The sequence below is a fragment of the Thalassotalea sp. PLHSN55 genome (genome assembly GCF_052030545.1).
Lineage (GTDB): Bacteria > Pseudomonadota > Gammaproteobacteria > Enterobacterales > Alteromonadaceae > CANMXU01.
This window is the reverse complement of sequence record NZ_JBPDIH010000014.1, coordinates 44,317-58,725: the sequence shown is the minus strand read 5'-3', so window position 1 is coordinate 58,725 and position 14,409 is coordinate 44,317. Positions and strand designations below refer to the sequence as shown.

The following is a 14,409-nucleotide window of genomic DNA, read 5'->3' as shown; positions in this document are numbered from 1 at the left end:
ATTATCGTAAATAAGGTGTTAGTCTGATTCTTTCACTGAATAACGATAATTACTGTCAAGTTCACTAACCCCTAGACCGCTGTGCTTATTAACGGCGATTTGCACATCAATTCGGCTTTTTAAGGTATCAATATGACTAATAATACCGATCATTTTGCCACTGGCATTTAAGTTGTCTAAGGCGCTAAGTGCGACTTCCAATGTATCGTTATCTAGCGTGCCAAAACCTTCATCAAGAAACAGCGAGTCAATACTGGTTTTAGCACTGACCAAATCCGATAATGCCAACGCTAAGGCTAAGGAAACCAAAAAGCTTTCACCGCCTGATAAGGTTTGCGTATCACGCAAAGAATCCCCCTGCCAAGTATCTAGGACTTGTAGCGATAAGGAATCATCCGCTTGGCATTGCAGCTGATAGCGTCCATGTAACTTATCTAGCTGTTTATTTGCCAGATAAACCAAATGCGCTAAGGTTAGCCCTTGGGCAAACTTTCTAAATTTAGCGCCATCTTTTGAGCCAATTAAGCCATTTAAATGGGCTAAGTCATCGACTTGTGTTTGTTGGCTAGCAATTTGGGCAAGTAGCTCTTTTTGTTTTTCTTGTTGTGTTTGGTTTTGATTTAAGGCTTGTCTGTACTGACCTTTATCAATTTGCAGCTGTTTAATTTGCTCACTAAGTTGCTGCTGACTTGCTAATAAGGTTTCATCATTGCTGTTAGCATCTATGTTTAGCATTGATTGACTAAATTCGTGATTAAATGACTGACTAACGGGTTGATTAAATAAATGATCTTGTTCAGCTTTAAGTGCGACTAAATGCTCCTCAGCCTGCTTTAGCAATAACTGCGCTTGTTGTTTATCGGTTGCTAATTGCTGGGCAAGCTCACTTAGCTGCTGATGCAGTTCAGGGGTAATAAGTGCACTTAGAAAGTCTTGTTCATTGTCAAAACTGCTTTGCTCAAGTCGCTTTTGCCACGTGGTAACGGCTTGTTCTCGCTGATTTTCACAGTCTTGTAATTGTTGCTCGCTGGCGTGCACCTGCCCTTGCCAGTTTTGCATTTGCATATCGGCATCTTTTATTTGAGCACTTAACGTCGACATTTTTTGTTCAAGCTGCTGTTTATCTTGTTGAAGCTGCTCTCTTGCCTGTGCCACCGTTTGCTGGCCAAATAATTGCTCTCGCGTTTGCATAAGCTGAGTTTTATCCGTGATTAAGCGCTGAGATAAGCGATTGCTTTCATTAATCTCAGTTTCTATACGTTTAAAATTTTCAGTGATTGAGGCAATTGTGTGGTTTATTTCCACGCTATGTTGAGTTAACTTTTGATGCTGTTGCTCGCGCTGGTTAAATGTGGCGACTTGCTGGTTAAGCTCGTTAAACCACGCTTCACACTTGTTATGTTCGGGCACAGTTAAGTTCGCTTGGCTAATGCTTTGCTCAAGCTGCTGTTGTAAGTTATTTATCGTTTGGGCTTGTTGACTAAGCTGCAGATCGAGTTCGCCTAACTGTTTATTGTGCTGGCCTATCGATTGTTCAACTAATGCCTGCTCACTGCGCTTTTGGCTTAATGATTTATCGGCATCGCTAAGCTGCTGATGCAATGCTTGCAAAGACTTATTCAAATGCAAATATTGCTGCTCAATAGCGGTTAACTGTTCTAAGTTATTGCTTTGCTCGACAATATATTCATCTAATTCGGTTAACTGCTCAATGGTAAAGCTTAGCATTAGTGGCTCGCTAATTTGTTGCCACTGAACTAACAAGGATTGCTGCTGTGTATTTTTCTCAGCTAAGGTTTGAGAAAGTGCGCCAATTTTACCTTCAATTTGTGCCAACTGCTGCTTAACACTATTACCTTGTTGCTCAATTGATGCTACCACTTGTGTTATTTCAACTAAACGTTGTTGATGTTCGTTTGGGTTAATCGCTTGATAATTTTCAATCGCCGGATGCTGAGTTGAACCGCACAATGGACACGGCTGTTCAGCTTGTAAATTGGCGCGGTGATCAGACAGTGCCATAATCGTTTGATGCTGAGCAACAATGGTTTCAAGATCACGCTTTTGCTGATTATGTTCGACATATTGCTGTCTGAGTAATTGACGCTGCGCAGTTAATTCTTGATGCGTTTTATTATCGCTTTCTAACTGCTCAGTAGTGGTTGTTATTTCTGCCGTTAATGCATGGAACTGGCGAGCATATTGTTGGGCAACTAGTAGCTGAGTTTGGTTATTTTGCTGCGCTTTAATCTGCGCTGTCATTGCTTTTTCAAACGACGCTGGCTGTTGCGCTCCATTTTCTAGTTCAGTATCAGCCAAAGCTGCAACAAGAGGTAACGCGTAACCTGCAAGCTCTTGTATTTCAGAAGATATTTTCTTTTCTTCTAAGCGAAGGTTATTAAGCGACTCTTCACATTGTTGGCCGGTGATCACTAGGTTTTGCTGCTGTTTTTCTTCAATATCACGCTGATTATTGATAACCTGCTGCTGTTTTTTCAACGCAATCGATGACTGTGTTGTTTCACCTAATTGCGCAAACTGACTTTGCCATAAGGGCAGAAATTGCGGTAGATTTTTTAGGTGTGTTTGCGTTGATAAATAACCAGCAATCTCCGTTATTTCTTGACTCGTATTTTCTAGCAAATGTTGTTGTTGCTTTAACTTAACATCAACGCCTGATAATTGCTCAGCAAGCACATTTTTGCTTTCCTGTTGCTTATTCATAGCAATAGTAACTTGGTCAATTTCATGATCAAGCGGCACTATTTTTTCATTAATCAGTTGCTCGGCTTTTTGCCACCCCTCTTGTGCGTTGTCCTGCTCTTTTGTCGCTGCCGTTAATTGTTTAGCTAATAAGCCTGACTGACTTTGCGCTTGGTTAAATTGCAGCTTGTTTTGTTCGACAATATTTTGTTGTTTAGCATGTTCATTAATCAGGTGTTTTTGCTGCTCGTACGCTATGCGAAGCGCTTCAGCAGGCGCAGCCAAATTAAGCTGAGTTAATTGTGCATTTGCCGCCAATTCTTGTGCTTGATTTTGCTTAAGAAGCTGTTCACCTTTGATTTTCTGTTGAGTGCTTATATGGTTTTGCTCGTGCCATTTAATCACGTGGCTCAGCCAAGTTTGTTGCTCAACCAGTGTTTTTTCTTGTTGCTCATTTTCTTGTAGTTGTTGATTTAAGGTCTCAACTTCGGTTTCCGTTAAAAGCTGCATGCCTTGGCTTTGCGCTAACAACAACTTTAATGCTTCATTAGCCTCTTTATGCTGAGCAAAAATAAACTGCGAGATTTGACCATAAATTTCAGTACCGGTTAATTCTTCTAGCAGCTCAGCACGCTCACTCGCTTTAGCATTTAAAAATGCGGCAAAATCCCCCTGCGATAACAACATAGATTTGGTAAAACGGGAAAAGTCTAAACCGGTTAACTGAGCAATTTCCTGTTTAACCTGTGATAACTTATCGACAATAATTTCACCGTCGAGGGTGGCAAGTTCAGCTTTTGCTGCTTGTAATTTTCCATCAGCCTGTCCTTTTGCGCGGCGCTGACTCCAAAAGGCGCGATAGCCCTTACCTTTTACTTCAAATTCCACTTCCGCTAAACAGCTACTGGTGTGGCGGGTCATTAATTGGTTTTGTTTATCGGAAATAGTCAGCCTTGGGGTGCGATGATATAAGGCTAAACACATCGCATCTAAAATCGTTGTTTTACCAGCACCGGTTGGGCCTGTGATCGCAAACAGACTATTGCCGTTAAAAGGTGCTTGGCTAAAATCAATGAACCAGTGCCCTTTTAAGGCGTTAATATTTTCAAAGCGAAGCGAGATTATTTTCATGCTTGCTCCTCTTTACTTGCTGCAACCATTTGTAAAAACAGCTGCTCTAGGCGCTGTTTTTGTTCACCTTGCTCATCTTGCCATTCTTCTTGTGCTAAACGTGCGTTAAATACGTCCATTAAAGTAAGTTCATTTAAGGTCACTTTTTCTTGTTGCTCTGGCATCGCTTGGCGAGAAGTTTTTGCCCGCCTAACCAATAAAATTTCTACAGGTAGGTTTTCAACTAAAGACGCTATCCGCATTTGCAAGTCTTGTAAGTATTGCGCGCTGCTAATTTCAATGTCTAGCCAAATACGTTGCTCTGGCGCCTGTTGATGGTTTGCTTGATATTGCTCAACCGCTTGGCTGACTTGTTCAACAACATTTTCTAAGCTGGTTTTAACCATGATCAGCGGCTGAAAACATGGAATGGTTAATGGTAATACTTGGCTCAAGCGCTCTTGCTCAAATTCAGCGATCAGCACAGATTTTTCTTGTTTAGCTTCATCAAAACTCAGTGCAATTGGTGAACCGCTATAACGAATATGTTCGCTTTTTGCGACTTTTTGGCTGCGATGAATGTGCCCTAAAGCAATGTAGTTTGCCGGTGGAAAGGCATCTGCAGGGAATGCTTCAAGTGTACCGATATAAATATCTCTAACCGATTCAGATACAGTGACGCCGACCGTGGTTAGATGGCCTGTTGCGAGAATGGGCAATTTGTCATCTGCCAACGTTTTTGCGTGTTGATATAAACGCTGATAATGATCGGCTATGCCTTGTTGCAGCGACAATTGCTTGTCGCGTGCACTTTGCCCTGCCTTACTTGTTAAAACGTCGCGTGGGCGTATATAAGGAATAGCGCAAACAACCGCAAGCGGTTGGTTATTTTTATCAGATAAGGTAAAGACTTGTTGGTTAATATCGTCGCTAACCACAGGCACAACCTGTGTATTTAAGCTTTTTAATAAGCCTTTTGCTTCACTTAACATGGCGACTGAGTCGTGGTTACCTGCTAAGATCACCAATTGACAATCGAGCTTATTCAGTTTTTCAATAAAATCAAAATAGAGTTCGCGGGCATAACTTGGCGGCGTACCGGTATCAAAAATATCGCCAGCAACGATAACAATATCGATATTTTCATCGCTAATAGTGTTTAGTAGCCAATTTAAAAATTGTTGATGTTCATGCGCTCGGCTTTTGCCATAAAAATATTGACCTAAATGCCAATCAGACGTGTGGAGCAAGCGCATAGTTTTAAATCACTCAATTAAAAAGAAAAAATAAGGAAATGATTCTAACCGATTGATACGTGTTTTTCAGCGCTTAAACAGACTTTGTTTTAAATGAATTGTGTTGCTGTGAAATGGTGTTGCTTTGAAACGGTGAAGTTTTACAAAACAAAACGCACCGACCATGTATATGGTCAGTGCGTTTATTATTTATTATTTACTAATTAATTTATTCATTTTAAGCATTCGATTGAGCGTTGGTTTTGGCAAAATTTTGCTTAACTGGCTCAATATTAACGTCGATTTCAGCTAGCTCTTTGTTAATGCTTTGTTCAATTTTAGTCTTAAGTTGCTGTTTATCAATTTCAACGTCTACTGGCTGTGCAACAGGTGTTGCAGCGGCACTAAGTGTAAACAAACCAACAATAGATGCTAATAAATACTTTTTCATGTTAATACCTCACCGACAAATGTTTAAATTAAACGCTATGTGGTTACTATATCGCCAAGCATGTGGTCGAGCTGTAAATCTATTAATACTTCCTGCAACAAAATGTAATCGCACTACATTTAGTGCAATTATCAAGCGATAAAACGGCTAACTATTGCAATATAAAATAACTTTGCCATCGCTTTTATGTTGCGCATAATGATCAATAGCCTCGCCAAAGTCGCTAAAATCAACGACTTTATAAATATCTGTTTTAAAAACACCTTGCGAAAATAATTTTTGCACTTTACGACTTAACCGTAAAACTTGTAAAGGGTTGGCATTTGAAATGTAATTGGCTAGCCAAAAGCCCTCAATATTCATTTCTCTAAAAATAACATCTGCGACCGGAAATTTTCCGCCAACAGGATCGTGCGTTTCCGTTAATCGTCCGTAAACAATTGCCGTTGATTTATTAGGCATTGCCTTTAAGACCTGAGCGGTGTCGATATCAGCAACGGAATCTAGTAGTACAGTTGCGTTATTTTGGGCACAAAGGTTTTTTAATTGCGCTTGATAGTCGTCAGTGGTGGTCAATAAAACGTGGGCGGCGCCAAGTGCTTGCAATGGGGCTATATTGCTATGACTTCTCACGGTGGCGATGGTTTTTATTCCCAACATTTTAGCATAACGAATAACGCCCTTACCCACTTGGCTAGCTGCCGCATTAACCACAATAGCTTTCGCTTTAAGTGTTATTGCGCGTTCAACTAAACAAACAGAGGTGCAAGGATTAACAATTAACGTTGCCGCTTGCTCATCACTAATATCTTTTCGCACCGGTAAGCAATAATTAGCTTTAGTTACCGCATAATTTGCCCACACACCATCTATGCCGGGTTGAGCAGATAACGCAACACGCTTACCGACTAACCATTTGCCATAAAGCCCAGCATTCGCCTCAATAACAATACCGCAGCCTTCAAAGCCAACATAGGCATTATCGTTAGGAGGCAAGCCATATTTACCGAGCAAATAAACAAGATCAGAAGGGTTAACTGGAGCCGTTAACATTTTAACGAGTACTTGACCCGGTTTTAATGCTGGAATTGGTTTTTCTTGTAACGAAATTCGACTTGATGATGCAAGCTCAGCGTTGTCTGAAAGCTTAAGCGCAAAACCTAGATTTAATTTAACTGACGTTGGTTTATTCATATTATTGTGTTCACAGCCAAAAAAATTAGCCTAACACAATCTTTTTATGACCACACATTTAAAGCACAATTAAGCGCTTGGATTTGCAACAAGTTATGATAATCTAAATCCACCTAGTTATTACTTTGTATGTTTTATGCATTATAAAAAAGTTACTGCAGAAAAAACCAAATCGATTGCTCTCGTTGCCCATGACAACATGAAAAAAGACCTTATTTTATGGTGCCAATACTATAAAGAGAAGTTAGCTGAGCATACCCTATACGCTACAGGCACTACCGGTACTTTATTAGCAAAAGAAACGCAATTATCCATCAATAGCCTGATCAGTGGTCCTCTTGGTGGCGACCAACAAATTGGCGCGCTGATCACCGAGCAAAAAATTGATATGCTGATTTTCTTTTGGGATCCGCTTGAAGCGCAGCCGCACGACCCTGATGTGAAAGCGTTATTACGGTTAGCTGCAGTGTGGAATATTCCTGTTGCCTGTAATCAGGCCAGCGCTGACTTTTTAATTAATTCAAGCCTGTTTGATCAAGCTTATCAAAAATCAATTCCTGACTATGATGACTATATCGCTAAGCGTACTTAGTCTGAATTGCTAAACAGAGTTTAACGGATTCTAAATGGGGTCGGTGACATATTTACAAAGCAGACAATTATCCTGCCACCATAATCAAAGTTTTAAATTAATGTCACCGCTCCCGTCGATTACATAATCATGATTCTAAATGGGGTCGGTGACATGCTTGCAAATCGAACACAATAATGCCTGCTTAATCAGAGTGTTAAACTTGATGTCACCGACCCCTTTGTGCCCCGCCGACTGTCAAAAAAATCTAAGAAAGCTGCTTTTGCTCGGTTAACGGCCAGGTTAATACAAAACTCGCGCCACCTAACTCACTATCAGTAACTGTTGCTGCACCTTTATGCCATTCCATAATACGGCCAACAATGGCTAAACCTAAACCAAAACCACCAGTTTCTTTGTTTCGGCTATTGTCTCCGCGTGAAAACGCGTCAAACACCACACTTTGAAATTCTTTAGATACGCCTTTACCATTGTCTTCAACTTTAATCACACATTGGTTATTTTCAGACATGATGGTGACACGAATATGATCTTTACCATACTTAATAGCGTTTGAGATATAGTTGTGCACGGCTCTTTCAATAAAATGATAGTCACAATCTGCGTACAAGCCATTGGCACTTTTAATGACTTCGATTTGGCCCTGGTATTGTTCGTATTTTTTGACTTGCTGATTTACTAAATCGACCATATCTTGTCGTTCTACTTTTAGTTCAGGCATGGTATTTGAAAAACTAGCGTATAACAGCATTTCGTTGATCAGCTCGTCTAGCTCGCCAACATCTGTGGTAATTTGTGCCAGATAACGTTCACGTTTAGCCTCATCTTTAACCGACGACAACATTTGCAAGGCAAACTTTGAACGAGCTAATGGCGTTCTTAATTCGTGAGCAACAGCATTAGTTAACTCTTTATGGGCTTCAATCAAGCTTTTTATACGATCGGCCATCATATTAAAGGCGGTCACCATAGGCTCGATCATATGTGATGTTGCTTTATCCGATTTAATTTCAAAATCGCCTTCACCAAATGCCTTGGTCGTTTTCTGTAATTGATCCAAATCTCGAGAAATTGGCCATAGCCAAAAGAAAATCATCACACCAAGTAAGCCAAAAACAATTAACCGCACTAGCGCTTCAGCACGAGGCCTTGACGGCATGCGTGTTGGACCTAAGGTTAAAATTTGGTCACTGTCTGCAAGCACATGATGCAAAGTGACTTTTTTGTCATAATAAAAAACATGGGTATTGTCTTTTTCAATCTTGTTGTGCTCATGATATTTTTGTTCAGACATTTCAGACTGCGGCATTAGATTCAATGGTAAGTCGTAACGTTTAGACGTTTTTTTAATAATATCGGGCCACTCTTCCTTTGGGTGTTTACTTAAATAATCACCAACGGCCAGTAGCATGGTTTGATAGCCAGTATAAGATTCAATGTCTTGTTCAACATAAGAATTCCAAATCTCATCAACAACCCAAGTAAAACAAATAAACAAAACAATATTAAGAAAATAAAGACTAAAAAAGGAACGACCGAGTCTCATATAACACCCTTTGACAACACATTGGAGGAATAAAGTTTAATATATTTTATTTTATCCCATATACAAAAAAATTAGTCCCCCTAAATTACTCAAGTTACAAGTAATAACAGGTGAACTAATTTTTCTTAAATTATTGAGCGGTAAATTTAGTTCCAAGCATCTGGAACAAATAAATAACCTTGGCCCCAAATAGTTTTAATTCTAAATGGTGTTTCATTACTATCGTGTAATTTTTTACGTAAACGTGAAATACGTACATCAACACTTCTATCCAGTCCGTCGTATTCACGACCAACGACAGCTTTGTAGATAAAGTCGCGGTTTTGAACTTCACCAGCGCGGCTTGCTAATAACCATAACAAGTCAAACTCTTGGCTAGTTAAGTCAATTGAATCTTCATGTAAAGTAACTTGTCTCGAACTACGGTTAACATATAGTTGACCAATTGATAGCTCAGATTTTTCGTTACCGTCTTGAGGTAATTCACCACGGCGTAATAATGCATTAACACGTGCAAGTAATACGCGAGGCTCTACTGGTTTTATAACATAATCGTCAGCACCAATTTCTAAGCCTAAGACTTGGTCAAAGTCGGTACCTTTAGCGGTTAACATTAAGATTGGGCCGTTAAATGTAGGACGAAGTTCTTTACATACTGTGAAACCGTCTTTACCTGGTAACATAATATCTAATAAAATTAAGTCTGGTGAAAACTGCTGTACTTTCTTAGCAACGTTATCACCACGAAATTCTTGTTTAACGTGGTAACCTTCACTTTCTAAAAAATCAGACACTAGATCTGATAATTGGCGATCATCTTCAACAAGTAATATTTTTTTAACTGAAGAATTTTTATTGGTCATTGGACTGCTCCTACAATGTAAACAATTACATAAATTTATATAAAATTACCTGAAACATTCTTCGTTATAATGCACTCAGATAATTACATTTCTTTTTCATCTTTAACGATATGGCTCTAGATTAAACAAGCTACAATTGTTTAACAATATTTATTACATAGTGATACTGTAATAAAACATTTCATTACATTTACCGAACGCCGCAATTTTCAGCATTTTTGTTATATTTTTGAAATTTTTCTCTTGCTTTTATCAGCATTTCGCATTTTTTATCAGCAAAGTTGTTTTGTATTTGTAAAGAAATAAGACGAGCATTAATCGAAAACTAAACCACTTAATGCTTTGGTTAAATTCCGTAATAAAGCATAGTTCAACTTAGCTAAAAAACTATTTATTTTTCTTTTAAATAAAGACATTAACAAACTATTCGCTTTGTTTTATCATGACACACAACAAGCCGATAAAGCACACAGGTATTGCGCTAGCACTACAACGATGTGATTTTACCTTCTCAACTAATTAAGCAAATTTTACCCTATGAAAATAATCTCTTTTAATATAAATGGCTTACGTGCCAGACTTCATCAATTACAGGCTATTATCGACAAACACGCGCCAGACATTATCGGCCTTCAAGAAATTAAAGTTCACGATGAAGCCTTTCCACTAGCTGACGTTGAAGCTATGGGTTATCAGGTTTATTTTCATGGCCAAAAAGCCCACTACGGCGTCGCTATGCTATGTAAAAAGCCGGCAGATAAAGTAATTAAAGGTTTTCCAACTGATAATGAAGATGCACAAAAACGCATGATTATGGTGGAAACTACCAACAGTGCTGGTGAAAAAGTCACGGTATTAAACGGTTATTTCCCACAAGGTGACAATATCGCGCATGAAACAAAATATCCTTACAAGCGTCAGTTTTATAAGGACTTGATGAGTTACTTAAATGATCACCATAGCCCAGAAGAGAATATTGTTGTCATGGGCGATATTAATATTTCGCCAACCGACCTTGATATTGGCATTGGTGAGCCGAACCGAAAACGTTGGTTAAAAACGGGAAAATGTAGTTTTCAACCGGAAGAACGTGAATGGTTAAAAACACTTATGGATTGGGGCTTTAAAGATACTTTTAGAGAATTGCACCCAACGCGTGAAGAGCGCTATTCTTGGTTTGATTATCGTTCAAAAGGCTTTCCTGACAACCGCGGCCTGCGAATAGACGTAATTTTGGCAACAAATACCTTGGCAGGAACTTGTGTCGAGTCTGATGTTGACTATGAATTACGTGGCATTGAAAAGCCGTCTGATCATGCGCCAATTTGGTCCACTTTTGCTGAGTAATATTGAGTAATCATTATGGCTAAAAAACATTATGTGGTCTGGAAAGGCGCTCAAACCGGCGTTTTTGATACCTGGGCAGAAGTACAATCTCATACTCAAGGGCGTGCTGATGCTCAATTTATGGGCTTTAATTCCAAACAAGAAGCTGAGCTTGCTTTTCAATCGACTTATACGCGTGCATTAATGAAACGCTCGCTAGAAAAAGGCCAAGGCAGTAAAAGCACAACAGGCGGCAGCTCAACCAGCACTAGTAAAACATCGAGTAAAAGTTCGAGTTATCATGCCAGTAACGATGCAGACGTTAACATTTATTGTGACGGCGCTTGTTCTCCTAACCCAGGCAAGTCTGGCACCGGTATAGCGATTTACCATAAAAGCGAGCTGAAAGCGCTCTGGTATGGTTTATATAACGCAAATGGTACCAACAATACCGCAGAGCTAAATGGTTTATTAGAAGCGTTTAAATTAGCGCAAAACTACATTAGCCAAGGCTTGAATGTGCAAGTGCTGTCTGATTCAAAATACTCGATTGATTGTGTGACCAAATGGGCAACAGGTTGGCAGAAAAAAGGCTGGAAAAAAGCCAATGGTGAAGCCATTAAAAATCCTGAATTGGTGCAAGCCTGTTTTAACCTTTATCAACAGATAAAAACCAACTTGAAGGTTTCACATGTCAAAGGCCACGCCAATATTGAAGGCAATGAACTCTCTGATCGCATGGCCGTTTACGCACGTAGTCAACACGAAAAGTCGTTTGTTCAATTCCAAGAAAACTTGAATATTAAAGCCATTCTTGCCATGGAATCTGGCTAAGCTAGCAAACACTACCGCGCTTTATTAATGATAATTCGCGGTAGTTAATAGTGTTTAAATACTAATAGCTTTAAATATTAATAACGTTTAAATATTGGCAGGCCTACCAACATCTACTTGTTGATAATCACAAACACCGTCAGGAAATATTTGTTTTAACCTTGCCAAGTACGGCGTTAAATCGAGCTTGCCGTAAATACCTTTTTGAATCGCGCTTTCTATGCTGATTAATTGGCATTTAAATAAATCTCCTGCCCACCGGCTACCTGCTTGAATTCGGCTTGTGCTGTACATTGGAAATAATTGATGGCATTTTCCGTCAGCTTTATTATTCCAGCTACCATTCCAAACGTTGTTACCCTGCGCAATTATCGCACCTGAAGCGTCAAAACAAGCATCATTAAGGTACTCTGGCTTACTCTCAACTGTGTTTTTAGATAACGGCTCAGTTTCTTGGTTTAACGACTGTGAAGCAAGCTGCTGCTTATCTCTTAGGGCAAGTAACCATTCGTCCATGACTTTGAAGGCTAGATGTGCGGGATTATAGTTTTTATCGGCAATCCAAATAACATGATTTATTGCGTGACCGTTTGCTTTTTCAATACGTAAACGGCTATAAAACGAAGCTGAGATATGATGCATGTCGAGTTCATCTTCTAAATAATGCCGCACATCAAGAATAGGCAAGTCGACCTTACCAATAAAGACTTGTCCCCAGCGATAAGCTGCTTGCATCGCGCTAATGGATCCTTGATGACGTGGTGCAACGCCATCATCCCCCTCAGTTATGTTATTGTTTCCCCATAACGATAACCATAATGGAATTTTACGACCAAACGGCGTGAAGATAGACTCTTTTACCATTTGTTGCTGTGGCTTCCAACTGCCTATCTTTTCATTAATATCAAAAAACTCTTCAAAAGAAATGGTATTATTTATCAGGGCCTTTAAACCGTATTGCACGCCAACATTGTCCCACGTACTTAAGCCATAACCTTGCTTGTCAGTACCCAAAATCGCTTTTAAATCTTGCCAATAACTCCATTTAACTTGCTCACTTACCTTAGGGTGAAAAAACTCTCGAATAAAGCCCTGTTTCGGGTTATTGATAAAACTTGATAAACCAAAATAGCCATTAATGCATTCACTATTGCCTTTGGGTAATGAAGGAACAAAACCGGCCATAATTTGATTCATTGGCTGCAGGTAAGCGGCTCGTTGCGGAAAATCGTTAGTGGCATTCATGCCTTCGATTTGACGACGTTTTTGCCAGTCTAACCAAGCTGAGCGCTTATCGGCACGAAAGGTAAAATAATTATTAAGTAAATCACAATCGAGCGCATAAGTCGTTTGGGTGATCATATCTGGGTATGAATAAAGTGGAATGAGACCGTCTAAAATACCGGTGCTGTTTTGCGCAATAAGGTATTGCGCCAAACCACCACCAGAGCCGCCAATGCCAACGGTATATAACGGCTGCCCATATAAACTGGTGAATTGTTTTTTTACTCGTCTGGCAGTATCTTCTGCTAACAACATGTTGTAAGTATAACTGGTGCGATTGCCACTTGAGCTGATAACCGCATAGCCATCGAGCAGTTGCTCAACTTGTCTTTTCAGCACCTTGCTGTGCTTTTGTTTCCCTTGCCGATAGCCAATACCAGAGCCGCCGTTGAATTGATAAATTAAACGTTTATTCCATTGCGATTGCGCTAACCTGTCGCCAACTTCTGATAAGGTAATTGGCATGATCAACGTATAAATAAAGCGATTAATCGTGCCCTGCTCAACCCGAAAGATGCCGAGCAGCTTTTCATCCAAAATGTATTGCTGGGCAATTTCTTTATTGGTTAACTTTTCTTCTATTAACTTAACGATGTTTTTTTGCTCGTTAACACCATAATAGTTTAAGCGAGAATTGGCGCCGCAATCCTTACTGTAACCGATTATTTTATCTTTTGATTCAATCGATTGATAAACAGGTACACCATAACCTAATTGGTTATCAACATTAGGTTGGCCAAGGTCTGTATTTAAGGTCATACAATAAAAAGGGTATTGTAACGGGCCAGAGTACAGACTTTCATTAGGCCCTTGTTGACCAAGCGCAATAGGAAAGTTAAAAGTTTCAGCTGGCCTTATGCTGTTGCTTATGTGGGTATCGACGGTTAATAAATAACTGTCAGACGTTGGGGCTATTGCTTTGACTTGTCTAAAATCAAAACTTGCTTTTTCTTTGTTAAAATACAGTAAGCTTGCGCCAACTAAAACAATAACCAAGGCAACGGTAATTAAAATTATTCGATATAAAATCCTCTTGATCATCATACACTCCTCAACTAAAAAATGAGAAAACGACTGCCATAATTTACTACTAGCAAAACTAAGTTTAGTTGAAAAAAGTACGAGTTACGTAAAGCAGTCGTTCGATATTATGAGATGAAAATAGGCAAAAATTAGCAATTAAACACGCTAAATCTGCAGTGAAAAATTTACGTTAATGGATATCAAACAAGATAAGTTATTGAGGATAGGTTATAAAAAATGCCAGTTCA

Annotated in this window: 10 protein-coding genes; 3 read left to right on the top strand and 7 right to left on the bottom strand. The window is 39.4% G+C overall.

Translation table 11 applies throughout. The annotated features are described in order from the left end of the window. Nucleotides 1-18: 18 nt before the first annotated feature. The 4 genes from ACRRSQ_RS19520 to ACRRSQ_RS19505 form a co-directional block, all read right to left on the bottom strand. Entirely contained in the window at nt 19-3,834 is a 3,816-nt protein-coding gene (locus tag ACRRSQ_RS19520; RefSeq protein WP_440877459.1) for an AAA family ATPase, read from the bottom strand. Further along, nucleotides 3,831-5,069, bottom strand: coding sequence for an exonuclease subunit SbcD (sbcD, locus tag ACRRSQ_RS19515; RefSeq protein WP_440877458.1), 1,239 nt, complete (start codon nt 5,067-5,069; stop codon nt 3,831-3,833). Before sbcD ends, ACRRSQ_RS19520 begins: the two co-directional genes overlap by 4 nt. Nucleotides 5,070-5,286: 217 nt before the next feature. Then, nucleotides 5,287-5,499: a hypothetical protein gene (locus ACRRSQ_RS19510; protein WP_440877457.1), complete on the bottom strand. Its 213-nt coding sequence runs from the start codon at nt 5,497-5,499 to the stop codon at nt 5,287-5,289. Between the two features lie 147 nt (nt 5,500-5,646). After that, complete coding sequence (locus ACRRSQ_RS19505) at nt 5,647-6,693, bottom strand: zinc-binding dehydrogenase (RefSeq protein WP_440877456.1); 1,047 nt, start codon at nt 6,691-6,693, stop codon at nt 5,647-5,649. A gap of 136 nt (nt 6,694-6,829) precedes the next feature. Here ACRRSQ_RS19505 and ACRRSQ_RS19500 point away from each other — a divergent pair, with 136 nt between their 5' ends. Continuing rightward, nucleotides 6,830-7,285, top strand: a complete 456-nt coding sequence (locus ACRRSQ_RS19500; RefSeq protein ID WP_440877455.1) for a methylglyoxal synthase — start codon at nt 6,830-6,832, stop codon at nt 7,283-7,285. 247 nt (nt 7,286-7,532) lie between these two features. On the opposite strand, the gene ACRRSQ_RS19495 is transcribed toward ACRRSQ_RS19500, so the two are convergent. Together ACRRSQ_RS19495 and ACRRSQ_RS19490 are read right to left on the bottom strand one after the other, a co-directional pair. Further along, the gene (locus ACRRSQ_RS19495; protein WP_440877454.1) at nt 7,533-8,831 is read right to left on the bottom strand and encodes an ATP-binding protein; all 1,299 of its coding nucleotides are present in this window, start codon (nt 8,829-8,831) and stop codon (nt 7,533-7,535) included. 146 nt (nt 8,832-8,977) lie between these two features. Beyond that, nucleotides 8,978-9,694 carry a response regulator gene (locus ACRRSQ_RS19490; RefSeq protein ID WP_440877453.1) on the bottom strand — a complete coding sequence of 239 codons (717 nt, stop codon included), beginning with the start codon at nt 9,692-9,694 and terminating at the stop codon, nt 8,978-8,980. Between the two features lie 537 nt (nt 9,695-10,231). Between ACRRSQ_RS19490 and xthA the strand changes: the two genes are divergently transcribed. Next, entirely contained in the window at nt 10,232-11,041 is an 810-nt protein-coding gene (gene xthA, locus ACRRSQ_RS19485) for an exodeoxyribonuclease III (protein WP_440877452.1), read from the top strand. Between the two features lie 15 nt (nt 11,042-11,056). After that, nucleotides 11,057-11,854: a ribonuclease H family protein gene (locus ACRRSQ_RS19480; RefSeq protein WP_440877451.1), complete on the top strand. Its 798-nt coding sequence runs from the start codon at nt 11,057-11,059 to the stop codon at nt 11,852-11,854. Between the two features lie 87 nt (nt 11,855-11,941). Here ACRRSQ_RS19480 and ACRRSQ_RS19475 read toward each other — a convergent pair whose 3' ends face one another. Then, a complete protein-coding gene (locus ACRRSQ_RS19475; RefSeq protein ID WP_440877450.1) occupies nt 11,942-14,179 on the bottom strand; it encodes a DUF6351 family protein in 2,238 nt (745 codons plus the stop codon). Nucleotides 14,180-14,409: the final 230 nt, after the last annotated feature.

Excerpts from the sequence above, each read along its gene's own strand:
- ACRRSQ_RS19520 (WP_440877459.1), bottom strand. The coding sequence starts at position 3,834 with ATGAAAATAATCTCGCTTCGCTTTGAAAATATTAACGCCTTAAAAGGG.
- ACRRSQ_RS19475 (WP_440877450.1), bottom strand. The coding sequence starts at position 14,179 with ATGATCAAGAGGATTTTATATCGAATAATTTTAATTACCGTTGCCTTG.
- ACRRSQ_RS19500 (WP_440877455.1), top strand. The coding sequence starts at position 6,830 with ATGCATTATAAAAAAGTTACTGCAGAAAAAACCAAATCGATTGCTCTC.
- ACRRSQ_RS19510 (WP_440877457.1), bottom strand. The coding sequence starts at position 5,499 with ATGAAAAAGTATTTATTAGCATCTATTGTTGGTTTGTTTACACTTAGT.
- sbcD (WP_440877458.1), bottom strand. The coding sequence starts at position 5,069 with ATGCGCTTGCTCCACACGTCTGATTGGCATTTAGGTCAATATTTTTAT.
- ACRRSQ_RS19490 (WP_440877453.1), bottom strand. The coding sequence starts at position 9,694 with ATGACCAATAAAAATTCTTCAGTTAAAAAAATATTACTTGTTGAAGAT.
- xthA (WP_440877452.1), top strand. The coding sequence starts at position 10,232 with ATGAAAATAATCTCTTTTAATATAAATGGCTTACGTGCCAGACTTCAT.
- ACRRSQ_RS19480 (WP_440877451.1), top strand. The coding sequence starts at position 11,057 with ATGGCTAAAAAACATTATGTGGTCTGGAAAGGCGCTCAAACCGGCGTT.
- ACRRSQ_RS19495 (WP_440877454.1), bottom strand. The coding sequence starts at position 8,831 with ATGAGACTCGGTCGTTCCTTTTTTAGTCTTTATTTTCTTAATATTGTT.
- ACRRSQ_RS19505 (WP_440877456.1), bottom strand. The coding sequence starts at position 6,693 with ATGAATAAACCAACGTCAGTTAAATTAAATCTAGGTTTTGCGCTTAAG.